This is a genomic window from Sphingomonas sp. HMP9 (genome assembly GCF_013374115.1).
In the GTDB taxonomy this organism is placed as follows: Bacteria; Pseudomonadota; Alphaproteobacteria; order Sphingomonadales; family Sphingomonadaceae; genus Sphingomonas.
On record NZ_AP022673.1, the window covers coordinates 2,646,197 to 2,672,579 of the forward strand.

23 protein-coding genes are annotated in these 26,383 nt (G+C 64.5%); 12 read left to right on the top strand and 11 right to left on the bottom strand.

Annotated features, from left to right (window positions below; all coding sequences use genetic code 11):
* The first annotated feature begins 306 nt into the window (after window positions 1-306).
* The 3 genes from HMP09_RS11795 to HMP09_RS11805 are packed head-to-tail and all read left to right on the top strand — an operon-like array spanning window position 307 to window position 1,276.
* Complete coding sequence (locus HMP09_RS11795; protein WP_176500524.1) at window positions 307-621, top strand: hypothetical protein; 315 nt, start codon at window positions 307-309, stop codon at window positions 619-621.
* On the top strand, window positions 621-845 hold the full coding sequence (locus HMP09_RS11800; RefSeq protein WP_176500525.1) for a hypothetical protein: 225 nt from the start codon (window positions 621-623) through the stop codon (window positions 843-845). The genes HMP09_RS11795 and HMP09_RS11800 overlap by 1 nt, the downstream gene beginning before the upstream one ends.
* Window positions 842-1,276: a hypothetical protein gene (locus HMP09_RS11805; protein ID WP_176500526.1), complete on the top strand. Its 435-nt coding sequence runs from the start codon at window positions 842-844 to the stop codon at window positions 1,274-1,276. Before HMP09_RS11800 ends, HMP09_RS11805 begins: the two co-directional genes overlap by 4 nt.
* A 714-nt stretch (window positions 1,277-1,990) precedes the next feature.
* Here HMP09_RS11805 and HMP09_RS11810 read toward each other — a convergent pair.
* From HMP09_RS11810 to HMP09_RS11835, 6 genes are all read right to left on the bottom strand, one after another.
* Window positions 1,991-2,329 (bottom strand): hypothetical protein, encoded by a 339-nt coding sequence (locus tag HMP09_RS11810; protein WP_176500527.1) that lies wholly within the window; start codon window positions 2,327-2,329, stop codon window positions 1,991-1,993.
* 398 nt (window positions 2,330-2,727) lie between these two features.
* Window positions 2,728-3,048, bottom strand: coding sequence for a hypothetical protein (locus HMP09_RS11815; RefSeq protein WP_176500528.1), 321 nt, complete (start codon window positions 3,046-3,048; stop codon window positions 2,728-2,730).
* A gap of 120 nt (window positions 3,049-3,168) precedes the next feature.
* Entirely contained in the window at window positions 3,169-3,396 is a 228-nt protein-coding gene (locus tag HMP09_RS11820) for a hypothetical protein (protein ID WP_176500529.1), read from the bottom strand.
* The gene (locus HMP09_RS11825; RefSeq protein WP_176500530.1) at window positions 3,397-12,387 is read right to left on the bottom strand and encodes a two-partner secretion domain-containing protein; all 8,991 of its coding nucleotides are present in this window, start codon (window positions 12,385-12,387) and stop codon (window positions 3,397-3,399) included. It lies immediately after the preceding gene.
* A 2-nt stretch (window positions 12,388-12,389) separates the two neighbouring features.
* Window positions 12,390-14,084, bottom strand: coding sequence for a ShlB/FhaC/HecB family hemolysin secretion/activation protein (locus HMP09_RS11830; protein WP_176500531.1), 1,695 nt, complete (start codon window positions 14,082-14,084; stop codon window positions 12,390-12,392).
* Between the two features lie 164 nt (window positions 14,085-14,248).
* Window positions 14,249-14,407 carry a hypothetical protein gene (locus tag HMP09_RS11835; RefSeq protein WP_176500532.1) on the bottom strand — a complete coding sequence of 53 codons (159 nt, stop codon included), beginning with the start codon at window positions 14,405-14,407 and terminating at the stop codon, window positions 14,249-14,251.
* 118 nt (window positions 14,408-14,525) lie between these two features.
* On the opposite strand from HMP09_RS11835, the gene HMP09_RS11840 reads away from it, so the two are divergent.
* Window positions 14,526-14,921 (top strand): hypothetical protein, encoded by a 396-nt coding sequence (locus tag HMP09_RS11840; protein WP_176500533.1) that lies wholly within the window; start codon window positions 14,526-14,528, stop codon window positions 14,919-14,921.
* 221 nt (window positions 14,922-15,142) lie between these two features.
* Here HMP09_RS11840 and HMP09_RS11845 read toward each other — a convergent pair whose 3' ends face one another.
* Complete coding sequence (locus HMP09_RS11845) at window positions 15,143-15,286, bottom strand: hypothetical protein (protein WP_176500534.1); 144 nt, start codon at window positions 15,284-15,286, stop codon at window positions 15,143-15,145.
* Here HMP09_RS11845 and HMP09_RS11850 point away from each other — a divergent pair.
* The 4 genes from HMP09_RS11850 (at window position 15,285) to HMP09_RS11860 (ending at window position 18,624) form a co-directional block, all read left to right on the top strand.
* The gene (locus HMP09_RS11850; RefSeq protein ID WP_176500535.1) at window positions 15,285-16,082 is read left to right on the top strand and encodes a hypothetical protein; all 798 of its coding nucleotides are present in this window, start codon (window positions 15,285-15,287) and stop codon (window positions 16,080-16,082) included. The genes HMP09_RS11845 and HMP09_RS11850 overlap by 2 nt on opposite strands.
* Window positions 16,058-16,306: a hypothetical protein gene (locus HMP09_RS11855; RefSeq protein WP_176500536.1), complete on the top strand. Its 249-nt coding sequence runs from the start codon at window positions 16,058-16,060 to the stop codon at window positions 16,304-16,306. Before HMP09_RS11850 ends, HMP09_RS11855 begins: the two co-directional genes overlap by 25 nt.
* A 151-nt stretch (window positions 16,307-16,457) precedes the next feature.
* Window positions 16,458-16,673, top strand: coding sequence for a helix-turn-helix domain-containing protein (locus tag HMP09_RS18685; RefSeq protein ID WP_443026468.1), 216 nt, complete (start codon window positions 16,458-16,460; stop codon window positions 16,671-16,673).
* A 10-nt stretch (window positions 16,674-16,683) separates the two neighbouring features.
* Entirely contained in the window at window positions 16,684-18,624 is a 1,941-nt protein-coding gene (locus tag HMP09_RS11860; RefSeq protein WP_176500537.1) for a head maturation protease, ClpP-related, read from the top strand.
* 404 nt (window positions 18,625-19,028) lie between these two features.
* On the opposite strand, the gene HMP09_RS11865 is transcribed toward HMP09_RS11860, so the two are convergent.
* Window positions 19,029-20,099 (bottom strand): IS630 family transposase, encoded by a 1,071-nt coding sequence (locus HMP09_RS11865; RefSeq protein ID WP_176500503.1) that lies wholly within the window; start codon window positions 20,097-20,099, stop codon window positions 19,029-19,031.
* Between the two features lie 174 nt (window positions 20,100-20,273).
* Here HMP09_RS11865 and HMP09_RS11870 point away from each other — a divergent pair, with 174 nt between their 5' ends.
* The 3 genes from HMP09_RS11870 (at window position 20,274) to HMP09_RS11885 (ending at window position 23,005) form a co-directional block, all read left to right on the top strand.
* The gene (locus HMP09_RS11870; protein ID WP_176500538.1) at window positions 20,274-20,774 is read left to right on the top strand and encodes a Panacea domain-containing protein; all 501 of its coding nucleotides are present in this window, start codon (window positions 20,274-20,276) and stop codon (window positions 20,772-20,774) included.
* The gene (locus HMP09_RS11875) at window positions 20,749-21,315 is read left to right on the top strand and encodes a hypothetical protein (protein ID WP_176500539.1); all 567 of its coding nucleotides are present in this window, start codon (window positions 20,749-20,751) and stop codon (window positions 21,313-21,315) included. The genes HMP09_RS11870 and HMP09_RS11875 overlap by 26 nt, the downstream gene beginning before the upstream one ends.
* Window positions 21,316-21,736: 421 nt before the next feature.
* The gene (locus HMP09_RS11885; RefSeq protein ID WP_176500541.1) at window positions 21,737-23,005 is read left to right on the top strand and encodes an IS256 family transposase; all 1,269 of its coding nucleotides are present in this window, start codon (window positions 21,737-21,739) and stop codon (window positions 23,003-23,005) included.
* Window positions 23,006-23,013: 8 nt separating this feature from the next.
* Here the strand turns inward: HMP09_RS11885 and HMP09_RS11890 are convergent, their stop codons facing one another.
* Together HMP09_RS11890 and HMP09_RS11895 are read right to left on the bottom strand one after the other, a co-directional pair.
* The gene (locus HMP09_RS11890; protein ID WP_176500542.1) at window positions 23,014-23,478 is read right to left on the bottom strand and encodes a hypothetical protein; all 465 of its coding nucleotides are present in this window, start codon (window positions 23,476-23,478) and stop codon (window positions 23,014-23,016) included.
* Window positions 23,479-23,528: 50 nt separating this feature from the next.
* Entirely contained in the window at window positions 23,529-23,951 is a 423-nt protein-coding gene (locus HMP09_RS11895) for a hypothetical protein (RefSeq protein WP_176500543.1), read from the bottom strand.
* 145 nt (window positions 23,952-24,096) lie between these two features.
* Here HMP09_RS11895 and HMP09_RS11900 point away from each other — a divergent pair, with 145 nt between their 5' ends.
* Complete coding sequence (locus tag HMP09_RS11900) at window positions 24,097-25,125, top strand: IS110 family transposase (RefSeq protein ID WP_176498987.1); 1,029 nt, start codon at window positions 24,097-24,099, stop codon at window positions 25,123-25,125.
* A 305-nt stretch (window positions 25,126-25,430) separates the two neighbouring features.
* On the opposite strand, the gene HMP09_RS11905 is transcribed toward HMP09_RS11900, so the two are convergent.
* Window positions 25,431-26,363, bottom strand: coding sequence for an IS5 family transposase (locus tag HMP09_RS11905; protein ID WP_176499899.1), 933 nt, complete (start codon window positions 26,361-26,363; stop codon window positions 25,431-25,433).
* Window positions 26,364-26,383: the final 20 nt, after the last annotated feature.

Genomic DNA, 26,383 nt, shown 5'->3' on the forward strand with positions numbered 1-26,383 from the left:
GCATCGGTCAGGCCAAACGGACGGCCCGTCGTGGTGCACGATGCTCAGCGTGGATTCCATCGGTTGTGGGTAAGCATCCGTTCCAGACATCTTCGGCGTGTCCGGACGGCGCTGCGCATACCCACCCGATGGCGGCGGCGGCTTCTCTCGCTTAGGAACGGTTCCGGGACGGCAGCGGCTCGACCCCGACCGGGCGATTGGACTCGCCCCCTGCCCCGAGCTAGACCCGGCCGACGGAGGGGACGGGATTTGGCTAGGAGACGGAAGAGGCGTTCGGCGTGGTTCGATCTCGTCATCGCGGGGCTCATGAGCAGCATCGTGCCGGCGGCTGGGGCCTGGCATTCCAGGAACCAGGCTCACGCCGAAGCGGTAACTCGTCAGGTCGACGATCAGGCGTATCGGATGGCTGCATTGGATCTGCGGCGCGAACGGTCGCAGGCCGACGCATGCGACGCGGCGCGCGCGCTGCTCGGCGACCGGACCACGGGCACGCTGCTGAACGCGACCGAGCGTCGCTCGCTGGCCGTCAAGGCGGAGCGAAAGGCCGAGAGCTGTCTTGCGCTACCGCCTCCGCAGGCTGAGGCGGGGCCGTCGTCCGCGCCCACGAAAGAGCCGATGTGATGGGCGATCCGCTGATCTGGGTTCTGACCGTCGCCGTCTTCGTGACCGTCTTCGCGCTCCTGCGGCTGCGCGCCGAGAACGAAGCGCTCCGAGATGAACTGGAGAACGTGCGTGCCGACAGCGAACTCGGTGCGGGCGAGCCGTCGCACGGACCGATGGATCCCGCCCCAGCACCGGCACCGCCGCGCGGAGACACGGACGAACAGGAAGCGTCCGCCCCATGAACGCCGCGATCGCCGGCGCCGCGGGCGGCATCCTCGCGGCACTAATAACCCTGGCCGGAGTGATCCTCTCCGCCCGGTGGCGGCTGGCCGACGAGAACATCATCAAGGAGCGCGCGAAGTGGCGCGAAGCCGTGCGGTCCATCGTCGCGGAAGCGGTCTCGATCGATGCTGACACGAAGGATGGGACGGCTCGTGCCCGGCGCCTGTGGGGCGAGATCGCGCTGCGGATGAACCCGGAACCTGCAGGGGGGAAGGGAGACCGTGAACTCGTGAAGGCCATCGCCAGCCTGATCGACACGTCGAACCGCAACGATGAGGTCAGAGGCCGGATCCTCGGGCTGGCAGCGCCGATCCTGAAGCACGACTGGGAGCGGGCGAAGTGGGAAGCTTCCGGTCGTTTCTGGGAGGATGAGCCCGAGCAGTCCCTGTAGCGGGGCTTCCGGGCCGAACCGGTAGCGCCCATGGGAACGGCCCGACGATCGGCGTCTCGTCGAGCTGTTGAAAGACCCGCGGCGACCAGAGGCGCAACCGACGAAGCTCCTCGCGCCGTCGGTCGAGTAGCCTATCGGTTGCCTGGCAAATGCGTCTTGATCTCGTCGGGCGCCTCGCGATCGAGCGTTATCGCATCGATCTTGTCGAGTTGCGCCAGCAGGTCCGCAAATCCGTCGTCTCCGTCGTCATCATCGGCGACTGAGAACAGCCGGTGAAACCCAGCGCCGAGAACGTCCAGATCCCGCTGGGTCAGCAGGCCTACGGCTACAATCCGATCTTTCGTCAACGTCGCTCTCCCAGCGTGGATGGGCGCAACGACTGATCGAATGCTAAGTGTCCCAAGTGTTTGGGGCATGCCGGATTGACGGGCGCCATTGATCGACGCAGTTTCTCGCCGCCCGGTCCTCGGGCAGGAGAATGCCAGATGCGTAAACTGCTGTTCGCTGCCGCTTCGCTATCCCTGCTCGTCGGGGCGCCCTCGATGGCTGCGCCGTGCAAAGACGCCAAGGGGCGCTTTACCAAGTGTCCGAAGGCATCGACCAAAACGGTCCGATGCAAGAGCGCGAATGGCAAGTTCGCAAAGTGTGGCACGGCTGGCGCCAAGCCGGTCTGAGGCGAGCCGAGCGCGGGCGATCACACCCGCGCTCGCGAGGTCAGTTCTTGGCCGGCGCGGTGACGATCATCGGTTCGCTCGCCGGAACGACAGCAACCGAGACGTCCTCGCCGATAAAGGCGGTCACCGGCGAGCCGAGAAGAATGTCAGCGCTGGTCCCGGTCACAAAGAAAACTGCGACTGGGATCAGCACCGCGGCGCCGACGACGCCGGCGGTCCCGGTCTTCCCCTTGTCGTCGACCGAGCCGCTCATGCGTATCTGCCGGCCATTCGCGCGCACGTACAGGACGCGCCCGTTGATGCGGCCGGATTTGCCCCACATGCCCTTATTCCTGACTTCGGTGATCTCGCCCGTCGCCGGGCTGCCTGCCGGGATCACGACGTTGCCGTCGATTGTGATAGCGTCCGCCGTCTCGATCCGGAAGCGTTACTAAAGAGGTTTTCTTGATGAGCGCGGTCTGCGTTCGGCGTCTGATTGATCGCGCGCTTTTCCATCGTGAGTGCGGGACCCAGTCGAGCATGCACCAGAGGACCGAACGGACGATTTTTCGGATGAGAGCGCGGAACCACGCCGACCGTCATCGATAGCGATGCCGACTTCGACGCGACACCGAGTTGGATATCCACGTTCACGGTTTTCTATTTGCCCATGAGCGTCGCCTTCCAGAGGTGACCGTCGCCTGAGAGCTCCGTGCGCAGGTCGTATGCGTCGAACTCATACCTAACCCAAGCTTGGGTATGGCCGATGAGCGCGCCCGACTTGCTCGGGGCTTCGTCTTACGCGGGACCGAAATGTCTGATGATCTCCTCACGATTCCAAGCCTGAGCGGACCGGTTGAGCATGTCGGCTCTGTAGGCTGAATACCCTTCGTGGCCCTGCACGAAGATATGTATGTGATTCAGCATTTTCGCGCGAAAGCCAAACTCCAATCCCGAAACGATGAACTTATAGAACAGCGTTCGACCCTGTGGATCATTGAAGATATCAGGGGTCTTTGAAACAACCGCAGCCTCGCCCAATGCCGCAAGAATATCCTTCACGGCAACGCTTGAGACTGGATGACCAATAGCCTCTATGAACCCGGGCCAGTAATCCATTAGTTCGTTCGTGCCGCCGTCGTCCGACCTGCCCCCGACGGAAAACGGAGCACGGCAGCATCGAACTCCGCAGACATTGAAGGACGCCGTAGATAAAACGGCCTCCCATTCACCCCAGCCTCAGAGACGAATGGGCCGATAGGCAAATATTTTATCAAGCACATCATCTATGTTGATTGCGCCATCAGCTGATACAAACGCGTCTGTCTGATAGATATAGTCGGACCAGTTTGGATCAGGACTAATTTTATTTATCTGCCCTATAAGCCCATCCTCTTCTTTTTCACTAACATCCATCGAGACCAAACGAATGAGGCTATCTCTCAGAACCTCGCGGTCATTGTTCATCTATTTGCCTCTAATGTGGTTCAAAGGAGTTCTTATGATGAGATTGTTCATGTCATAGATGTTTCCTCCCTTAGCCACCGGCTGCATATGATCTAGCTCATACGTCGCTCGTCCCCCTACCTGCTGATCGGAGATCGCAAAAGGAGCACGACCTGATTTCATGCGCTGGACGTTCATGACATTGAACTGCTTTGAGATCGCGGGATCATCGGCTGCCGCCTTCCAGAATGCCGCCCTAAACTGGTTGAAATCGGAGAACTTCTGCCCTGCCAGTTTGTCGGCAATCTGCTGGGGAACCTTCGCTGCATTTCCTGCAGATCCCCGTAGCCATGCCTCGCCATCACGGATCGTCGGCAAGCCGCCGCCGTGAGACGCGACCCCCGGTTCGAGCCGACGTGCGCTACCGGACGTCGACGGCTTCGGGAGGCCGATCGGATTGGACGCGTTCAGATCCGCCGCGTCACCTGCCATGGTACCGTCAAACGACTTGGTCGAGCGTAGTGCCTTCGTTACCGATGCCACTCCAAGGATCGAAACGCCGGCCTCCGTAAGTGTGGATGCCTCTGCGGGATTGCGCGCAGCGGCCACTTCCTCTTCGGTCAGGTCGCTCGTGCTTAGGATCGACAACCCATTCGTCCCCAGCCAGACGGCCAACTGTGCGGCCTTCTGGTCGAGCCCAGTCTTCTGCATGACGTTGCTGACGGCCTGGTCCAACGCGAAGCTCCCAAGCGCCCCCACCGGTCCCTTGCCGAGACTGATGCCAACTTCGACGATGCGCTTCAGCGTCGCATTCTCTTCCTCAATGCGATTGAGGTAGGACTGCGTTCTGACCAGTGTTCGCGCGACCGCGTCTCCAAGGGTAGGATCGCCTGTGACGACTACCTCTGCGGGACTGCTGACGGCAGCTGTTGCTACGCCGGTGGCGAGCGGAAGGCCAATTAGCTGCTGGGGATTGCTGAGCGATCCGCTTCCGTCACGCAGAGCGATGATCGCTTTGCCATCGGTGTCGAAGAACTCCTGCAACGCTGGCGAAGCCGCCACGGCGGCACGGAACTCATCTGCTTCCGCCTTGCCTAGGGTGCGCTCGATGTAGAGCGCCCGACGCTCGGCCAGGACGTCGCCGACTTGACCGTATGACAGCCCATTGAACTGCGGGTCGCGGCCGAGCGCGTTGACCTGCGACATGTTGACGGCATCGTTCCCACGAGCGAGCCGATCGATCCCTCCAAGCAGCCGATCGATGGCACCGCTTTCAGGAATGCTATCAGACAAGGACTGTATCTCGGCGACGATCTGCCGCGCGGGCCGTGCCGGATCGGTCAGCAGCTGCTGCGCGCCCTGCAAGATCACGCTGCGGTCCGAATTGCCGGTGACTAGCGCATTGAACTCGCGGCCAGCGGCGGCGTCGGCGTATACGGTGAATCCGCTTTGCCGATCGGCCGTGACGACTTGCGAGCGCTCCGTGTCGCGATTGGCGCTGGCGAGAGCGGCAGTCCCGCTGGCGGTCCCGACGACGACCGCGCCCGTTCCGATCGTGCCTCGGGTGGACTGCGTCAACGTCGAAGATGCCAGGCTTCCGTCCAGAACCGGCACGTTCGCGCTGGCGACTGATCGACGGAACGGATCGTCGATCGAACCCGATACGCCGATGGACGTATCGCGACTTCGAGCGCTGTCGAGCACGTCGCTCACCGCAAGGTCGCCGGTGGAGAGCGAAAGGCGCCCGCTGTCGCGACCGTCGACATCCAGCGCGGCGACGATGCCGCCATCGATACGGGTCGTGCCAGCGGCCCTGGCGTCCAACGCGCCACCACGGGCCAGCAGCGCACTCTGTTCGACGACCATCGCCGACGATGCGGAGCCGCGTCCGAGTTGCAGCGAGCCGCTCCCGCCGACGCCGCTCGATCCCTGGACGGGCGAGAAGGTGAGACCGAGACTTCCGCCAGAAGATCGCTGACTCTGCGTCGACGTGTCCTGCAGGCTTCGTATCGTGAGGTCGCGCCCGGCGGCGACATCGACGTCCCGTCCGCTGGCGACTGCTCCGGCAAGCGACAGGTCCCGCCCCGCCTCGATCGACAGCCGGTTACCGGCCTGAACGAGCGAGTTCGACTGGGTGACGGACGATCCGCTACCCGAGCCGCGGCTGCTGCTCGCGTTGACCGACGCGCCGGCCGTGACTCCGCCGACGAGGCCCACGCCGACGTTCACGCCGACGCCAACGCTGGAACTGCGGCTGCTGAAGGCGTTCTCGGACTGCTGCTGCGCCGATTGCAGAGTGACGTCGCGGCCGGCCGCCAGCAGGACGTCGCGCTCTCCCACGATCGTCGATCCCCGCACGGTCACGTCCTGTGCTCCACGGACCTCGACGTCCCGACCGGCTACGCTGGATCCGATGGCGGTCTCAGCTCGGCTGTTGCTGGTGCTGCGCGAACTCGATGCCCCGAGGCCCGCCGAGATGCCCGCCGTGTTCGTCACGGCGTTCGTCAGCGCCGTGACAGAGCGGAGCGTCTCCGAAGCGGCGGTCACGGCGGTGCCGCCGGCACCGATGCCACGGCTCGCGACCCGTCCCGGCAAGCCGGACACGCTGGACGCCGCGCCTGACACGTTCTCGTAGAGTTTGACCGAAAGGCCGACCGAGGACGACTTGCTCAACGTGTCGTTCGTGGCGACATCGGTCGCGTTGCGGATCGCGACGTTCTCCCCGGTTAGCCGGGTCAGCCCGGTTCCGGCGATCTCGCTACCCGTGACGGTGAGATCGCGTCCCGCATCGAGCGTGACGTCGCCCGCGGTCGATCCGATCAGAGAACCCGTGTTCGTGACGCTCGTCGTGTTTACGTCGTTGCGGTTCTTGGCGACGCCAAGGAACAGGCCGCCGCCACCGATCGACAGCCCGCTCTTCTTGACCCGTGTCGACTGTTGCTCGGTGTCGGTCGCGGTCAGCGTGCCGACGTCGATCGCGCTGCCCGCGGCGATCGAGACACCGTTGTTCGCGACCACGTTGGAGCCGGCGATCCGCGTGTCGCCTGTGCTACGGAGTGCGACCGTGTCGCCCGACAGCGTCGAGGCGACGACGCTCTGATCGGTGCCGTCGTAGGTGGTGGTGGTCCTGGTCGAAGACAGGAGGCCGCCCGACTTCTTCAACGTGTCGCGCTGAAGCCGCGTGCTGTCGACGACGCCGGTCACGCCGATGCTGCCTGCGTCCACCGCAAGCGCGCGGCCGGCCGTGATCGTGCCGCCGTTCACCGTCACCGCACCCGGTGTCGCTAGCGTGACGTTGCCGCCTGCACTCAGATCCGAAAGGACATTGCCGCGTTCGGTCTGGGTCTGCTTGAACTGCGTCTTGCCCTCTCGGCCGATCGCGAACGCGGTGCCGCTGTCGGTCGCGCTGCCGATCGCGATGTTCTGACCCGCCGAGGTGACCAGATCGCCGCCTGCCGCCGCGCTCGCGCCAGTGACGGACAGCGTTCGCCCCGCCAACAGGTCGAGGTTGCCCGTGGCGGCAATGTCGCTGCCGCGATTGGTCGTGGTGGTCGTCAGCGAGACCTGCTGGTCCGAACGACCGGCATAGTAACGCGTCGCGACTGTGCGCGTCGTTGCGACCGGGGCAAGTGTCAGATCGCGACCTGCCGCCAGCGTGAGGTCGCCGCCGGTGATCGCGCCGCCACGGTCGATCAGGTCGCCGGTCGCCGAGACGATGCCGCGGCTGCCCAGATCGAGCCGTCCGCTGTTGACGATCGTGCCGCCGACCAGAGTGCCGCTGGCGCTTGCGCGGATGACGCCGGCGTTGGTCAGCGAGTCCGACGCGCGCAGCTGGAGATCACGCCCGGCGATGATCGCGCCGCCGCTGGTCAGATCTCCGGCCGCCGCCTTGGTCAGGTAGACGCGCGGCGCGAGCACCGTCTGCGGTCCCGACGGGGTCTGGACGGTGGTCTCCACGAGCAGCACGATGTCGCTGGTCAGCGTCGCCATCTGCGTCGGCGACAGGGAAACGCCAAGCGCCAAATTATAGGTCTTCGCGAAGGTCGCGCCGGCATCGAGCAACGCGCGATACTGGCCCTGGTTGTCGCCGTATCCGACCAGCCGCTGCGAGCCGACCAGCGCGACGAGCTGGTTCGCGATCAGCTGCTGCTCGTAGAGCCCGTCGCCGAGCCGGCGCTGCACGCGCGATGGGTCATAGCCGAGCTTGTCGAGGAAATAGTCGCTCGACAGGAAGGTGTCGTAGTTGTTGAAACGGGGGTCCGCCTGGACCAGCACCTGCGAACTCGAGCTGGCGAACTGGAACAGTCCGCCCAGATCGAGCGTCGCACTGCCCGCGCCGCCGCTCGCGCGATCGGTCGGCGGCTTGACCGCGAAGCCGAAGGTCGGGTCGGTCGCTGTGCCGGCAATGACACCAGGCGCGCCGCCCGGTGCGACTACCGCGCCCGTGCTTACGACGGCGACGGCGCCACCGGCCGTGACGGCACCGGGCCGCGCGCTCGCGGCGAAGATGTCGGCGATGCCGCCACCCGGAACCAGGACGAGATTGTCGATGCTCACTGCGTCGATCGTCAGCGTTCCGGCCGCCGTGATGGTCGAGGGAATCGTGAAGGACGGGAGCGCGTCGACGCTCGTGAACGGGGCCGTCGAGCGCGTGTCCCAGTCGCCGCAGAAGAACAGGAAGCAGTTGCGCTTCTCGTCCTTGATCGTGCCGATCTGCGTCGTGGTGTTGTAGCCGGTGAAGGCCGTGTTCGTCACAGTCGCGGCGCCGACGTTCAGATTGCCCGATGCGCTTATCGTGGAAAGGTGGTTGACGACGCTGTCAGCGTCGATGCTGATGTTCCCGCCGATGATGCGAGCCGCACCGCTGTCCGCTGTGACGCGCGTGTCCTTGACCGTCTCGTCGAACTCGGTGACCGTGCGGTGCTCGCGGTCGCGCCGATCCTCGTCCTCCACGTGACGCGTCGAGAGCAGTGCCTCTTCGGTCGTGAACACGCTGCGGTCGTTGAGCAGGCGGGTAGCGGCGATCGCGATGCTGCCCTGCGCCTGAATGTCCGAGGACAGGTTCTGGAGCGAGCCTGCCCGGCCAGTGCCGCCGACGCCGGTGACGGCCAGATTGCCGAGACTGTAGAGCAGCGCGCCGTCGCGGTTGACGATGTCGCCGCCGCTCGAGAGCGACAGGAGCCCGCCCCGGGTGGCGATCACCGCCCTGTCGCCCGCGTTGACGATGCCGCCTGTGCCGGACAGCGCGACGCTGTCGCCGAAGATCGCGCCGCCATTGGCGATCTGTGCAGCGGTCGCCGACACGGCCCCGCCGTTTAGGAGCCCCTGGTTATCGAAGGTCGTCCCGGCCGTCAGCGTCAGCGTCGGCGCGGCGATCGTGCCGCTGGCTTGGTTGGCGATCGATCCCCCTGTGGCGATGCCGATCGCGGTGCCGCCCTGCACCGTGCCCGCGTTGATGAAGCTGCCGCCGATGTTGAGTGTCAGCGCGCCGGGCGTCGCGATCGTCTCGCCGGCTGCGTTGGTCAGATCGCCGGCTATGCCGAGCGTCAGCGCGGTCGGTGCGACGAGCCGCCCAAACGTGCCGCCGCCCGAGGTGATGTCGAGCAGCCGGCCGCCGGCGAGCGTGCCCGCGCCGACTCCGCTGCCGCCGTCGAGCGCACCGGCCTTCACTGTCAGGTCGCGTGCCGCGGCGATGCTCCCGCGGTTGACGAGCGTCCCCGTCGCGGTCACCCCCGCGTCGCGATCCGCCCAGATCTGCCCGCCGGTGGCGTTGGCTAGGCTTGCGGTCGACAGCGTCAGGTCGCCGCCTGCAGCAAGCGTGCCCGCGCCATTGTCGACGCTCGTCGCCGTAACGGCGACCGATCCGTCGCCGCCGAGCGTGCCGCGATCGTTGGTCAGCGTAGCGGCAATAAAGGTCGCGCCATCGGTGCCCGACGCCAGCAAGCCGTTGCGATTGTCGAGCGTGCTCACGTTCACGTCGAGCTTGCCGCCTGCCACGATGCGGCCGCCGGTCGTGGTCAGGGAGTTAGCCGCGATCGTCGTCACGCCGGTCGACTGGATGAGGCCACCATTGCCCGTGAGGATGGCGCGCGCGGCGGTCAGCGAGAGCTTCGCGGCATCGAGCGTGCCTCCCGCCAGCGCGATGTCGCCATCGCGCGCGCCAACCGTCAACGTTCCGCCCGCCGTCAGGCGCGACCCGCTGTCCAGGTTGAGCGAACTTGCGGCGACCGTCGCATCGGTGGCGCCACCGACCAGGACGGAACCGCTGATCGCATCGCGGACGTCGAGAGACAGCAGCCCCGCCGAACCGGTCGCCACCAGCGTGCCGCCGTCGAGCGCCGTGAGGCGCGCGTCCAGCGGGCCGGCGGCCTCGATCGATCCTCCGGCGTTGCGGGTCGCACCGGCCCGAAGCGTGAGGCCGCTGGCTGCCGCGATCAGACCATTCTCGTTTGCCACATCGCCGCCGATCGTCAGGCCGGCGCCGCCCGCAGAGGTCAACGTCCCACCGGTGTTGGCGAACGTGCCGGCGATCAGCGACAGCGCGCCATTGGTCGCGATCCGACCGCCGCCATTGTCGATCGCGCCGGTCCCGTTCAGCGCAAGCGTGCCGCTGCCGAGATGCAGGATCGCCCCGCCGCGGTTGTCGATCGTCGCCGCGCGCAGCGTCAGATCCTGTCCACGACCGACGATGTCGGCGGCATGGCTGAGCGTGCCCGTCGCGGTCAGCGTCAGGTCGCCGCCGTTCTCGATCGTAGCACCGCTGCCGAACGCGAGATCGCCCGCCGTCGCATCGAGCGCGAGCGCGCCGAGCGCAGTAATCCGGCTGTCGGTGAACGCCAGTGTCGTGGCACCGATCGCCAAGGTGCCGTTGCTGCCGATGCGCGACCCGGAGGCGGTCAACGCGCCCCGGCTCGCCAGCGTCAGTGCGCCCGATCCGAGCGCGGTCAGGCTGGCGCGATCGAGCGCGACGGACCCGGCGGTGACGTCGAGCGTCCCACCCGCTTCGGTCGTGCCGCCGCGCGAGGTGAACGCGTCTGCGTCTATGGCGACAGCGCCGTCCGACACGATCAGACCGTCCTGCGCGAACAGTCCCGCGGCCTTGAAGCTCGTGCCGCCATTGCCCGAAATCGTGCCGGTGTTCGCCAGCCTGGCCGAGGTCAGGTCGACGCGGCCCGCGCTCGCGATCAGGCCGGCGTTCGTCATTGCGCCGACCGTGTTGGCGGTCACGTTGCCACCGCTGACCTGGCCACCACCGCCGATCGCGAGCGAGCCCGCGCGCACCGCCAGAGCGCTGCCGCCCTGCAAGCCGCCTTCGACGACGCTGAGCAAACCCCCGACATTGGCCGTCGTCGCACCGCCGCCCGCGACCAGCCCCTTGCCGGTGATCGCGAAATCGCCGCCGACCGTCAGGTTCAGCGCCTTGCTCGCCGTGATGCTGCCAGCCGCTCCATCAATGCCGAGCGAACCAGCCGTGACCGACACGTCGCCGTTGCCGCCGATCTGCCCCCCGCTGCCCCCGATCGCGCCGGTAAAGCCCAGCGTCAGCGCGCCGCTGCCGAGTGCCAGAACCGCGCCACGCTCGTTGGCTAAGCTGCTGCCGGTGAGCGTCAGCGCGCCGCCGGACTGGATCACGCCGCCGACATTGGCGACCGCGCCCGCCTGCGCATCAAGCGCCGTCCGCGCGTCGATCGTGCCGCCGCCATTGTCGAGCGTCGTGGTCCGCAAGGTCAGCGTCCCGCCGCTGGCGAGCCCGTGGTTGACGATGCTGCCGGCCGTCAACGACACGGCGTCGCGCGCCAGCACCCGTCCCGTCAGCGCCGCCGCACCGCCGACGTCGAGCCGCAACGTCCCGGCTTGCGTGATGCGGCCGTCGTGGGTCAGGCCGGCGGCGAGCGTGCCGCCGCTGCTGAGCGCACCGGTCGTGACCGTGAGATCGCCACCGCTGCCGATCAGGCCGTTGCCCGTCAGGCTCGCGCCGTTCAAGGTCGTCGTGCCTTCGCCGTAGATCTGGCCGGCGACGTCGAGCGCACCGGCGGTTTCGATCGCGACAGCTGTCTTCGCGGTGATCGCGCCGGGCACCGATATCTTGCCGTCGAACGACAGCTTCACGCCCTGTTCGAGCCCGGCGAGATCGCCTGCGACGTTGACGCCGAGCCCGCGCTCGGTGCCGATCAGCTTGATCGACCGCGCATACATCCCGCCGAGCGCCGCGACGTCGAGCGCGAAGGCGGGCTGGTTCGGCTGCGCTGCCGTGCGCTGCCCGACCACGACGATGTCGCCGTCGCGGGTAATGTCGCCCGCGCCGAGGCTTGCGGTCACGGTGTCCGCATACAGGCCGGCGTTGATCGAGACGGCGCGCGCGAACAGGTCGAGCCGGGCGTTGGTCGCGTCGAGACCGCTGCCGGACACGTCGATCGTGCCGGTCGCCGTCCGGAATCCGCTGAGCGCGCCGGTGCCGTCGACCAGCGGCTGCGCCGCGGCCAGCGTAACGCGTGGCGCGTTGACGAACCCGCAACCGTTGCACGAGATGCCGTAGGGATTGGCGAGCACCAGGTCGGCCGTTTTGCCGGCGACTTCTATGTAGCCGCGCAGGCTCGACGGATTGGCGGCGACCACTTCGTTGATGATCAGCGACGCCCCGCCCGATGCCTTGAGCTGTGCGTTGCCATCGATATAACCGGCGAGCCGGCTCTGGACGATCTTGTCGCTGTTGTTGAGCACGACGCCGCGCGCGTCGACGTTGAACGCCTGGTAGCGGTTGTAGCTCGTCCCGCTGGCGTCGGGCGCTGCGATCTTGACCACCGGCACGCCGTTCGCGCCGTAGTCGAGACGTGTCGCGCCACCTGGGACCGGGACGACCGGATTGGCCGCCGTCGGTGCGCCGTCCTGGCCCCGCGCCGGCACCGTCGCGACGAGCAGCAGAGCCGCGAGCCCCGCCCCGCCGCCAAGTGGGGACAAGGCGCTTGCCGAACGCATCCGGCGACGCAGCACGGCGAGGGTCAGCTTGGTCATGCTCAGAATCCTACACCGGCGGAAAGGCCGAACCGAACGCGGTTGCGATTGGGTATCTGGCGCCCGAACACCGGACGCGCCCCGAATACGTCGACGAAGAACGGACCACGCCGCGTCCTCAGCCCGAGGCCGGCGCCGCCGCGTGCGCCGGTCCCCTTGCGGACCTCGCCCATGTCGAACAGGACATACGGACGGAACCCATCGGTGATCTTGGCCCCTAGCTCCTGGCGGAGGTAGAAGCCGTCCCGTCCCAGTTCCGCCGTATCGGTATCCAGGCCACGGATCGTATATGGGCCGCCGATCTGTATGAGGTCCGAGCCGAACAGATTCCGGTCGCTGACCTGTCCGTGAAACTCGGCACGGTACCCGTCGATGAAGCCCTGCCCCAAGGGCACGAACAGTCCGAAGTCGGCGCTGACGATCCGGTAGCGTGCACTCGGCAGCGCATCGGGCCGATCGTCCGGCTGCTTCTGCGCGCCGAGGATGCCGAGACCGAACCGGACCCCCACCGACCCGTCGAAGCGCGCGGCGCCGAATGTGCGGCGGTCGATCAGCCGCACTTCGAGATCGGTGAGATCCTGTCGCTGGATGCCGATCTCGACGTCGTTGATGAAGTTGCGACCCCATCGCCGCGCCAGCCCGACGCTGATCGAGTCCTTGGTCGTCTGGTCGCGGTAGAAGACCCGCTCGGCACCGATCGCGACCCGGTCGAGCGTGCCACGCGTCCCGAAGCTGCTGACTTCACCGTTGACGGTCTGGCTGTAGCGATTGGCGGAGCCGCTCGCGTTGAACGTCCACCACCCGGCGGGGACGGATATCGAGCCCCCGACACCGCGGCTATCAGCGGGCACTCCCGGCGAATCCGTCCGGCGGTTGTAATAGGCGCTGATGACCTCGGAAAAGCCCAGCTGCCCGAGTTCGGCAATCTGCGCCGAACCCTGGTAGCGGCCGACCCGCTCGCCGGCGAAGTTGTTGATCGACAGCGATCCGGCGATCGGCCGCGCCTGATCTACCGTGACGTCGAGAACGGACTGGCCCGGCGCATCCCCTGGCACGATGTCGACGGCGACGTTTCGACCGGGAACGCTGCGCATCTGCTCCAGCCCCTGTTCCAACGCGCGCAGATCGAGCAGGTCGCCGCGCCCGACCGGCGTCGCGCGGCCCCAAACCCTGGTCCTGTCCGTCTTGTTGACCCGGATGCGCTCGACGACGCCCGGCACCACGACGATCCGCAGCGTGCCGCTCGCGAGATCCTGTTCGGGGAGGCCCGCGCGCGTCGTCACCAGACCATGCTCAATGAACGCGCTCTGCAGGCTCCGGATGATGTAGTCGAGACCGGCGGTTCCGACACACCGCCCGCGATACTGGGCGACGAACCCAGGCACCCAACCCAGCTTGGGCAGGCTTACATTCTCGACGACGATGTCGCGCACCGTGAAGCAACTGGCTTCCACCGGGAAGGGACCGAGCGCAACCGGCGCGGCGCGCTCGATCGTCGCGACCGGCGCGGCCTCCCGCGCCGCCCGCTCCGCCGCCTGCCGCTGCGCTCGGATGCGGGCTTGCTCCTGATCGGCCGGCGCTGAGACCTGCGCCGCCGCGGCTGTCGATAAGAGAACGACGCCGGTGAGTGCGGCAACCCAAGCCGCCCGCTGGCGACAGGATTCGCCACTCGTTCGTCTGGCCGATCCTGTGGTCATCAACGCCCCGCCTACTATTCGCATTCACGATACATTCGATGCTCGTAAATTTACAAGATCGTTGGTCGATCAATACCGGAATCGTTAGACCGCAGATAGTTAACAAAATTCACCTGCAGAGGCAGAACGCGACCAACTACATTGGAAACGGACCATTCTCCGGGTCATTGGGCATCGATGATTTGGCAGATCCCCATCGCTCCGTCGTCGGAAGCGGTTCCGGACGTGCGGCGATGAGGGACATACACGTCGGCGATGCAGCGCGATGCACGGTCGCAGCCAAACAGACGCAGGCAACTTTCCACTTCGCCTTCAAGGGTCATCTTGATAACCTCCGGCTACGTTCGACCAAGATACTGTTGGAGCGCTGCAATGTTCACGATCGGAGCTACACGACCAATACCTCAGGTTGACGGGCACGCGGGCGCCGTCCTGGGATGCATGGTCCTCGTCGCGTGTGCGGTCAACGCCGTGGGAGAGATCACCGGGTTCGGGTTCGTCGGCGCTGGTTATCTCATGAGCGGGCTGATCGGAGCAGGATGCATGTTGGCCCTGCTGTGGAAGACCTGCGAGGATTACCGCGACTCTGCTTGGCATCCCCTCTCGGCGTGGCCCGTCGCTGCCGCAATGGTCTGGTACAGCATGTTCACCGGCTTTAACTATATGGCCGCACAAACCAACCCGGTCCTGTTCGAGGCCGCAAGCGGCCTGGGGCTTGACGTAGAAGCCAGGTTTCTGCCGTTCTACGCGTCGCTCTGGTTCAAGCTCGGCGGCTTCGGGCTGATCGCCGCGTTGCGCCTCGTCCAGTACGCTTGGGAGCGTGAGTACAGACACTGATCGTCGGACATCCCGGCGGCATCGGCCGTCATGAGCGCCTTGATCGATCCCGTCGGGCAAGAACGGCCCGCGGCGCCTGCCGACCCAGGAAGGGCACGGATTGCGATCGGCTCGACGGGGTGATCTGCTAAGACGGCTTCCAGCGACCGACGAACCCTTCTCGACCTCGAGAGGTGCTCGTTCTGGAGCGCCGTTCGGTGGCGCTCGATAGTCGCGAGAACTCACGGCGAGCCGTGGCGCGCAACTGCCTGGCGAACCGCAGCGCGGATGACCGGGTCCGCGATGTCCGCCAGAGAGCGGGCGCTGATGCGCAGCACGCCGATGTTGCCCCGCCGACCGATGATCGCCCGTATGCCCGCTTGCATGGATCTCGCGGCAGTCGACGTCACGACAAGGCGCGTCTGCTTGAACGGGCGCATGCAAGAGGTCTTCGAAGCCGAACTCTTCGATCAGGATGACTTCACCAACCTGACCCACGACATGCTGGACGCGATCCGCGCGAGGTTCGCGCTGGTGAGCGGCGGAAGAATGATCGTTTCGCGCGGTGAATGGCCGGATGGCTGGACCTTCGAGACTGCGGACCGCAGCGAGTTCATCCGCGCGATCAGGTGGTTCTCGAGCAATTTCTGGCCGCACTTCGGACGCCTGCTCACCCCCGTCGTGGACGGCGTGCGCGTGAAGGGACCGTTATATCCCGAAGTCCGCCCCAACGGTGCCAAGCTGGTACTGATCGATGGCCAGGGGATAGGCCACACGCCGGATTACGGGGCGAGCATCTCCACCTCGATCACGCGCAGGTTCGAAGGCGCCGACGCCATCCTGCTGGTCGACAACGCCCATCAGCCGATGCAGGCGGCGCCTCTGTCCATGCTGCGGGCGATAGCGTCGTCCGGACACGGAGAGAAGCTGGCGATCACCTTCACGCACTTCGATCTGATCAAAGGACCCAGTCTACAGAAGGTGAGCAACCGCAGGGCGCACGTCATGGCATCGGTCGTGAGCGCACTCGCGCGGTTGAAGGACATCATCGGCGGACAGGTCGTCAGCGCGATAGACACGGCCTCGACGAACGATGCTTCATGCTTGGAGGCACCGACCGTCGTCTCGACGAACTTCCGCCGAAGGCGGCTTCCCACATGCGGGCGCAGCTGGTGGCGATGATCTCCCTGGCGGAGGCCGCGCACGTCGCGGACGAACCCGAGACTTGGGACGGTCCTACGTACGATGCCCTCGGAATGCTGTTCGCGGTGCAGGACGCGGTCAAGAAGTTCCATCAAGCGCCCATGTGCGCCTGGTGGGATCGAAGCCCGGACGGAGGCATGGTTCCGCAGGCCGATTTCCAGACCTCGACGTCGCGTTCGCCTAGCATGATCCGGAGCAGTTGATTCGGGACCGCCTTGGCGGATCGGAGTCATCTGCGACACGGGCCCGTTCCGCACCGCTACCGAAGGCGCCTGACGGATATGGCTACTGCGCCTGAGTATGTCGCCGCCTTCGTTCGATATCGGGCGGCGGCGCGTGGCTGATCCCGAGGTAATGACCGAGGCGCAGGCGGCGGCGGCGCTTCGGGTCCATCCCAAGACGCTGGCGAGGTGGCGCCGTGCGAGGCTTATCGCGTGCGACCTGTCCCCCGGCGGCCGGGTCCGCTATCAGTGGGGCGACCTACTGGCCTTCCGGCGATCTATGCGAAGCCCGGTCGATGCTCCCATATGCTCCCATATGTCAGGCGAAGCGCGCGACGGGATCGCGTAAATCCGCCTCTATGGCAGAGATAATCCTGTACGGCGTGATCGGTGATGAGTTCGACAAGCTCGACTCGAAGACCATCGCCCCGCTGATCCGCGCCGCCTCCGGCCCTCTGTCGCTCCGCATTAATTCTCCCGGCGGCTACGTCATGGAGGGTCTGGCGATCATTGCGGCGATCCGCGACTATCGCTGGAAGGTCACCGCGTACGTCGACGGCTTGGCCGCCTCGATGGCGTCAGCGATCGCCGCGTCCTGCGACGAATGCGTGATGGCTGAAGCGTCGATGCTCATGGTGCATAACCCATGGGATGTGGCGATTGGTGATGCGCCAGAGCTCCGCGCCGCAGCCGACAAGCTTGACCGCATCCGCGACCAGCTGGTCGGCATCTACGCGAAACGCAGCGGCCTAGAGACCGATGAGATCGTCGCGATGCTCGACGCGGAAACGTGGATGGGTGCCGACCAAGCGGTCGAGCGTGGCTTTGCCGATCGGACCACCGCCGACCTCAAGATTGCAGCCATGGCGAACGTGTCCGCCTTCGGCTTCCGACACGCACCCGACAAATTGAAAGGACATCATATGCCCGGCGAACTCGACACCACCCAGGCCGCGGTAACGCTGGAGCGTACGCGCATCTCGACCATCATGGCGCTGGGCGCCAAGCATCGCATTCCCCAGAACGTCACGCAGGACCTTGTTACGCGCGGGATCGACCTCGACCAGGCGCGGGCTTCAATCCTCGACCACCTCGCCACCGACGGCGATCGGCACAATATCGGCCACCAGTTCGGCGGCAGCGGCCACCAAACACTGGACGATCCGACAGTTCGCGTGAAGGCGATGAGCGACGCGATCGGGGCCAAGCTACTGAACAAGCCGGCGGCGGGCGCATCGGCGGAATATCGAGGCATGTCCCTCGTCGACATGGCCCGCGATCACCTCTCGCGCGGCGGCGTCCAGGATGCTTACCGGATGAGCGCAGATCGCGTCGCGGCGATGGCGATGCAGGGCAACCCTTTCACCGCCCGCGCTACCGTCATCACCCACACTACCAGCGACTTCCCGCAGATCATGCAGGCGGGCGTCGATGCCGCGTTGGTCGCTCGCTACCGCGCGCAGGAATCGCAGCTGAAACGCCTGACCGCGATCCGCGACGCGCCCAACTTCAAGGAACAGATCGGCATCCAGATGAGCGGCTTCGGCTCGCTCGATCAGGTGAACGAGGCCGGCGAGTTCAAGAACAAGACGCTGAGCGAGAGCAGCGGCAGCTACCAGCTGCAAACGTTCGGCAACATCATCAATTTCAGCCGCCAGATGTTGATCAACGACAGCTTGGGCGCATTGGCCGACATCGTGCAGGTGATGGCGTTCGCGGCGTCGCAGATGGAAGCGACGATTCTCGCCGCGACGATCAACAGCAATATCCCGTTGCGCGACGGTATCCCGTGGTTCGACGGGCGGCACGGCAACCTCGCGGGCACTGGTGGGGCTCCGACGATCGCCACGCTCGATGCAGCCCGGCAAGCGATGCGCAGCCAGAAGGATCGCGACAACGTCACGCTGATCGACGTGCAGCCGAAGTTCCTGCTGGTGCCGACCGGACTTCAGACGGCGGCCGAGACGCTCGTCGCCAGTGCAACGGTCCCCTCGACCGTAACCACCGGATCGGGCAGCACGGCGGTAACTTCTTTCACCGGCGACGTGGCGAACCCCTTCGCGGGCAAGCTCGAGCCGATCGCCGACCCCCGCTTGGTCAACCCGGCGGCGTGGTATCTCTTCCCGGATCCCGAGATCTGGCCCGCTTTCGTCAGCGTATACCTGAACGGCAACCGCGAGCCATTCACCGAAAGCCAAGACGGGTTCCGCGTTGACGGCATTGAATGGAAGGTCCGCCACGACTTCGGCGCGGGCGTGCTCGACCCGAAGGCGGCCTACAAGAACCCCGGGCAGGGCTGATAGCAAGGGGGCCTTGGGGTCCCCTTGCCGCCCCCATGTAACAAGGGGGACAAGGTCGTGTGTGATCCCCAGCCACCAATTTCCAAAGGGGTCCGCACTTTGCAGTGTCCGCACCACGATCGGCAGAAAACAGCCGTTTTAGGTGCGGACAAAGTGCGGACCCTGGGTGCGGACAAACGCAAATGTCCGCACCCCACTAAAGCGAAGCGCGGATACCGCGACATTCAGGACCGCGCTCGGGTCGGTCCCCGAGAACATCCTGACGCGGCGGCAAACGGCAGGCCGAAAGCGGGGGAGCGCGGAGAACCCCCGCAGCCACTTCGAAGGCTCGTCAGGCTGTTACCGGTGATGCGACTTTCCCTCAAACTTGAAGAAAAGAGATGTTCTCACATTAGTGCACTGACTCAGTCAGATGGTGCAGGTAGCCTGGCGAGCTTGTCGAAGATTTCTGCGGCGGGCTTGGTCCAAACGAAGGGTTTGGGGTCGTCGTTGTGTTCCTTGAGGTAGCGTTTGATGGCAGCCTGAAGGTCGACGATGCCGCTGAAGGCGCCGCGCCGCAGTCGCTGCCGGGTAAGGATCGAGAAGAAGCCTTCGACGGCATTGAGCCACGAGGCCGAGGTTGGCGTGAAGTGGAAGGTCCACCGCGGATGGCGATCGAGCCAGGCTCTGACCTTGGGATGTTTGTGAGTGCCGTAATTGTCCATGATCGCGTGGACGTCCTTCCCGACGGGGACTTCGCGTTCGATGGCGTTGAGGAAGCGAATGAATTCCTGATGGCGGTGCTGCTGCATGCAGCGACCGATCACCGCACCATCGAGGATGTTGAGGGCGGCGAACAGGGTCGTGGTCCCATGCCGCTTATAGTCATGGGTCATGGTGCCGCATTTGCCGGGCTTGAGCGGCAGCCCCGGCTGAGTGCGGTCCAGCGCCTGGATCTGGGACTTCTCGTCGATCGACAGCACCAGGGCGTGAGCCGGCGGGTGCATGTAGAGGCCGACAACGTCTTCCACCTTGGCGGCAAAAGCGGGGTCCCTCGATCGCTTGAATGTCCTGATGCGGTGCGGCTGAAGCCGGTTGGCAGCCCAGATGCGCTGGATCGTGCTCAGGGATACGCCCATGGCCTTGGCCATCGCCCGGCCGGTCCAGTGAGTAACCTCTCCTGGCGGCTCGGCGCAGGTCAGCGCCAGGATCTTGGCCACGACTGCCGTGGTGAGCGGCGCTCTGCCGGGCGGCCGCGTCTTGTCGCGGAGCAACCCCTCCACGCCTTGCGCGGCATAGCGGGCCTGCCAGCGCCAGACGGCCGGTCGACTGGCACCGGTCCGCCGCGCCACCTCCTGCACGGTCAGACGCTCAGACGAGACCAGGACGATTCTGGCACGCTGAACGTGCTTGAGCGCCCGGTTCCGGTCGGCGACGACCGCCTCCAACCGATCAAGGTCTTTGGAATTCACGATCACACATACGGTCTGGGACATGCCGTCAGACTCGCACACTGCCAACCGAATGTGAATCACCCGATCGGGTCAGTGCATTAGGGAACAGGTTGCAGTTCCATCAATTGCGCGAAACCGCGCGTCTCTCTATATGGTGAGCACGAATACCGGCTCAGATCGAGCGCCCGGTTAGGCACCCATGGCTAGGAGGGCATCGTGTCAGACACACCCGCGCTCCACGACGCGCGCGCCGTAGCAAACGAAATCATTCGCTACGGGCAGCAGCGCGGCCAGCGGTTTACCGTCATGCAGCTGATCAAGCTCGTCTACCTTGTCCAAGGTTGGGGCCTGGCTTTGCTCGATCGCCCGATCATTCGCCAGAATGTCCAGGCATGGCAATACGGCCCCGTGTACCCGCATATTTACAAGCCGCTATCACGGTTTGGATCGGCGCCCGTTCACGATGTCATCGTCGACAAGGCTTCCGGACTGCCTTTTAGCGAAGCGTTCGGCGCAGATGAGACGGAATTGATCCATACGGTCGTCGACCAGTACGGGAAGATGCACGCTTTCACGTTGTCCAGTCTGATGCATAAGCCAGGAACTCCCTGGACCGAGATTTTCACCACCGCCGGCCCCTACAAAGATATTCCGAACGATCTGATCAAACGGCACTTCGTGTCGCTGCGTGATGAGCGAGCCGTTGCCGCAGGATAGCGGAACAGGCGGCAGCGCAAAGCGGTCGAGCCTCAATTTATCTCAGCTACGTAATCATGCTGGCCGGGTGCGAGCGGCGGAAGAGGCGGCTGTAGCATCAAACCCGGCTGACGGATCTGTGGACCTCGCTGAAATAGCCGGTCGTCTCGACCGCCTCGAGGTCTTTGCGGAGCAAACAGGTCTGCAGGCGCAGCTCGTGGCCGACGTGAACGAGTATGTGAAATCGCTTAAGGCTGAGGTCGACGCGCTCTACTGGATCCGCATCGGCGCGATTGTCTTCGCTGCGTTGTTCTGCCTGGCGCTATGCGGAGGCGCGGTCACCGCGTTCATTCTGCAACCGCGGTGGCTGTTAAACGCGCGTACGCACGCTGTCCCCGCGATCCTTGTCGCATCCGTAGGTGCTTCGGTCGCGCTGATCGCGCTGGTCCTCAAAGGCGTGTTTCGAGCTATCGGCGATCGCAACAAGGACGAGCTTCTACCGGAGCACCTCAAGGTGGCAATGGAGACGGTTAAAACCGTGTCGGAAACATTCGGCAAGTAAGACAGCACGTTTCACGCCAAGGCTACGGCCTGCCGCCCTCGGGCGATGCGCGGCGCGCGTCCCGTCTACGGATGTTTGCCGCTATTTGCCCCGGTCGTGTGTAGATTGTCTCTAGGATCTCGATTGTAAAATCTTGAAGGTCGAGCGCGCCTTCTTCACCAATAGTTTCGCTCGAATGCGCAGCGTCGTTACCATCTTGATGGACACAGGAAACTAGTTCCCTGAGCTCATCAGGCAGTTTTCGACGATCAAAAAGCCAATCGAGCCTGAGCCTGAGATCCTTTGCGGTTTTCCAAGAAATGTAGTTCTGATCGCCTTGAGGTAGAGCTATGTTGGAAAATGGGTGACGGCGGAGGATTGAAGGCGGCGTATCGAGGCGGGTGATGAGCCTGCCAGAACCTCTCGAGGAGAGCGATACGCCATGACCGACACTACCAACGTTGTTCAATTTCGCCAGCCCGATGATGTCGACGATCCGTTGACCGAGGTGTTGCGTGCCGGAGCTCGCCGGCTGCTTGCGCAGGCGGTGGAACTGGAGGCCGAGGCGTTCCTGGCGGCGCGAGACGATCTGCGACTGCCCGATGGACGGTCGCGCCTGGTGCGCCACGGGCACGGGCCCGAGCGCCAGGTCCAGACCGGGATTGGCCCGGTGCCGGTGTCGCGCGTGAAGATCCGTGATCGCGGCGGGGCCGAGGAAGGGGAGCGTGTGCGCTTCTCGTCGGCGATCCTGCCGCGCTGGGCACGGCGGACCAAGAGCCTCGATGCGCTGTTGCCGGTGCTGTATCTGCGCGGGGTTTCGACCGGCGATTTTCAGGAGGCGCTCACGGCGCTCCTTGGCAAGGACGCGCCCAACCTTTCGCCGGCGGTGGTCGGTCGGCTCACCGCTGAATGGCAGGTCGAATACGAGCACTGGCAGGCGCGCGACCTATCGGCCCGCCGCTACGTGTATGTGTGGGCGGACGGCGTCTACCTGCAGGCGCGGATGGAGGATCATGCCGAGTGCATGCTGGTGCTGATCGGCGCCACGCCTGAGGGCAGGAAGGAACTGGTCGGCTTCCAGGTGGGCGTCCGTGAAAGCGCTCAGAGCTGGCGCGAGCTGCTCGTCGAGGTGAAACGGCGCGGCCTCGCAATCGCACCCGAGATCGCGGTGGGCGATGGCGCACTCGGCTTCTGGAAAGCGCTCGACGAAGTCTGGCCCAGCACGCGCCACCAGCGCTGCTGGGTGCACAAGATCGCCAACGTACTGAACAAGGTGCCCAAGTCGGTGCAGCCTGCAATAAAAGCTGACCTGCGCGAGATATATAGCGCGCCTGAGCGCGCAGCGGCGGAGAAGGCGATCGCCGTCTTTGTCGAGAAATATAGCGCGAAATACACCAAGGCCGTCGAATGCCTGACCAAGGATCGCGAGAGGCTGCTCACCTTCTTCGACTTCCCCGCCGAGCACTGGGACCATCTGCGGACGTCGAACCCGATCGAGAGCGTGTTCGCGACCGTGCGCCACAGGACGGTGCGTACCAAGGGCGCGCTGTCACCAAAGACGGCACGCCTCATGGTCTTCAAACTCGTCATCGCCGCGTCCAGGAAATGGCGCCGGCTGAAGGGCGAGAACCAGTTGCCCAAAGTCGTCGCTGGTGTCACATTCCGTGACGGCAACGAAGTCACCGACGGCCAATCAACCCGCGCCGCCTGATCGCCTCGTCACCCAAATTCCAGCATAGCTCCTTGAGGTACCGACTGCGGCTCAATACCAATGATTCCCCGCGTTGATATATCGATAGTCTTTCTGAACATAGCGCCGGCCGCATCGAATGCCGAGAACGCTACTGCCAATGCGGCCTCGTCAAAAATGCGAACGATTTTATCATCAACATACTCAGGACAACGGGCCGCCGACTTGGTGATCGGCTTGGTCGCTGTGATATTATAGACCGGGTTGACGTCTGCTCCGTCCCACTCCGGAGATGCGGGGGAATGGTTCGTTTGCCGACCATACATATCGAACAGCGAAGGGCGACGGCATCGTCGACACACAACGAACGCCACCCATCCACGAGATCCGGCATCCGGATCATTTGTCGCCCCCCGAACGTCCAATGTCGTCTCTTGAGTTCCACATCGAGGGCAGGTCTCGACGATCGTTGGATGCCCGGATTTCTGCGGCATGATAATTTCCCCCGTGTTCGTTCTGCGATCCGCACCTTACGAAAGCAAACCTACCGCTTCACTGGCAGCGCATAGACGCTTCCCTCCCCTTGGGGACGGCAACCAAGCGCTTGGAACAGGTCGGGACCGTCTGCCCGTAACGGCGTTGAGGAAAGCATATCGTGTTGGATAGCAAGACATCGGCGATCGTTGGCGTTTTGATCAACCTCTACTTTGAGAGCTGCTTGGTAGAACAATATTACGGCGAGTGCACCGACACCTGTACCGACGACGATCGATAACCAGCCGAGTAACTTTCCACCACTCCATAGCCGCCAAAACCAAATGACCGACGCGGCTGCCGCAAGGGCAGTCCACATCAACGCAATCGGCGGGAATCTTGCCAGAATGGGGTTGAGGAAGAAACCGGCTACGATCGCAGCGCCGCCAACACCAACGAATTTGCTTAAACCTTCATCATGATCATCCGCCATTCGCAGGGCCTAACGCCGAACCATGGAATGAACGACATTCGGAGTGGGCGGCCAACTCCAAACTGTCAGGGCTTTGATGATGTAACCGCCCCCCGACGGCATTAAAGTGGAAACGGGGGTCTTCAACTGATGGAGGAGTGCGGTGATGTCGGAGATTGTTACGATCGGACTCGATCTGGCGAAGAGAGTGTTCCAAGTCCACGGGGCTGATGGAGCGGGTCATGCGATCCTGCGCAAGAAGCTGAGCCGGGATCAGTTGCTGCCGTTCTTCAGTACGCTTCCGCCGTGCACGGTCGCGATGGAGGCTTGCGGAGGCTCGCATTTCTGGGGGCGGAAGATTGCCCTTCTGGGCCATGAGGTTCGCCTGATCCCGCCGGCGTATGTGAAGCCTTTTGTGAAGCGGCAGAAAAATGATGCGGCGGACGCCGAGGCGATCTGCGAGGCGGCGCAACGCCCATCGATGCGCTTCGTGCCGGTGAAGAGCGAAGAGGTACAGGGAGCTGCCTCGGTGTTCCGGGTCAGGGAGTTGATGATCCGGCAGCGCACCCAGGCGATTAACGCCTTGCGCGGCCATTTGACAGAGTTCGGCAAGGTGGTGCCCAAAGGCGCTGCAAATATCTCCCGCCTGATTGCCATTGTGGATGATCCGGACAGCGGCCTGCCTGCTCAGGCTGTTGCGACATTCCGGGTGCTTGTCGACGCGCTCGTCGGCCTCGACGCGCAGATCGAGAAGCTGAACGCCGAAATCACCCATCGCGCTAAAGAGAATGAAGTCGCGCAAAGGTTGATGACGATCCCCGGCATCGGTCCCCTGATCGCCACAGCCATCGCGGTGCTGGCCCCACCACCGGAGACGTTCCGTCGCGGCCGCGATTTCGCGGCCTGGCTCGGCCTCGTGCCGCGACAACACTCAACGGGCGGCAAGCAACGCCTTGGGGCAACGACGAAGATGGGCGAGCGATCCCTGCGCCGCCTCCTGATCATCGGGGCCAACAGCGTCATCATCAAACGGAGTGTCCATCAGGCAGCTCGACCGGGCACCTGGCTGGCAGGAATGCTGTCGCGCAAGCCGTCGATGCTCGTCCGTGTCGCGCTGGCCAACAAGATGGCGCGCGTCGCCTGGGCGTTGATGATCAAGGGTGAAAGTTACCGGGCTCCGGCTGCGGCGGCATAAGCCGACCGTCAGTCGCGAGGCGTCGGAGCGTACGAGGGCAAGGAGCAGTTTGGCGCAACGGTCGTGAGACGGGGATCGGGAAAACCAGTTTGCAACAGAGTGCCTTCGAGCACGCGGCTTTGATCTGGACCCGACCTGCGAACACCATACGGGCCCGCGGCAGTTGTAAGGCCGCATCATGAGGCCGGACATATGTCAGCACCCGACACGCGCCACAACGAGTTTCAAAAACCCTCTTGCGTATGGGGCGGTTACATATGTTGCATAACGCCTCGAGAGCATGACCGCCCTTTTACTTGAAGATATTATGCGATGCGGACAGTGATCGGCGTTCCCATCTTGGAGAAGCGATTGAGGATTGCAGCACGGACTTTGAGCTCGGTGATCTGACGATCGAAGGTACGAGCCACAACGCGTTGGCTCAGGAGTTTGAAGCAGTGCATTTTGGTCTCGGCCAGACTGCGGCGATGATAGCCGCTCCACTTCTTCCAGATAGCGCGGCCAAGGCGCTTTGTAGCGCGTAGCGCTTCATTGCGACCATCGACGCCAGGACCGTCTTTCGTCCATGGTTGCCCGTTGCGACGGACCGGAATGACCGCCTCTGCACCACGTTTGGCAATGGCAGCATGGCACGCCCTTGTATCGTAAGCGCCATCTCCGCTGACGCTGAGTATCTGCTCGTCCTGCGGGATCTGCGCCAGTAGATTTGGCAGCGTCGGCGCATCGCCGACGGCATTCGTCGTGACTTCGATGGCCCGGATATCCAGCGTTGCCGCGTCGATCCCCAGATGCACCTTGCGCCACTGGCGGCGGTAGGAGGCGCCATGCTTGCGCGTCTTCCACTCACCTTCACCCGTCATCTTAATGCCTGTGCTGTCGACCAGAAGGCGCAGGCCGCCTGAACTAGGTCGCCCGCCAAGCTCGACGACCAACGTCTTCTGCCGTCGGCATAGCGTCGTATAATCCGGCACCGGCCAGTCCAGCCCGGCAAGCTTGATCAGGCTAGCCACCAACCCTGTCACTTGCCGCAAAGGCAGATTGAACAGCGATTTCAGCGTCAGGCAGAGCTCAATCGCGCTGTCCGAAAATCGCATCGGCCGACCAGGACGACCGCACGGCTTCGACAGCCAGTGCATCTGCGGATCAAACCAAATTTCCAGTGACCCGCGCCGCTTCAGCGCTGCATTATACTCCGGCCAGTTCATCGTGCGGTATTTCGGTGCGGCAGGTTTGGACATCGCGCCCATCTATCTCGCTC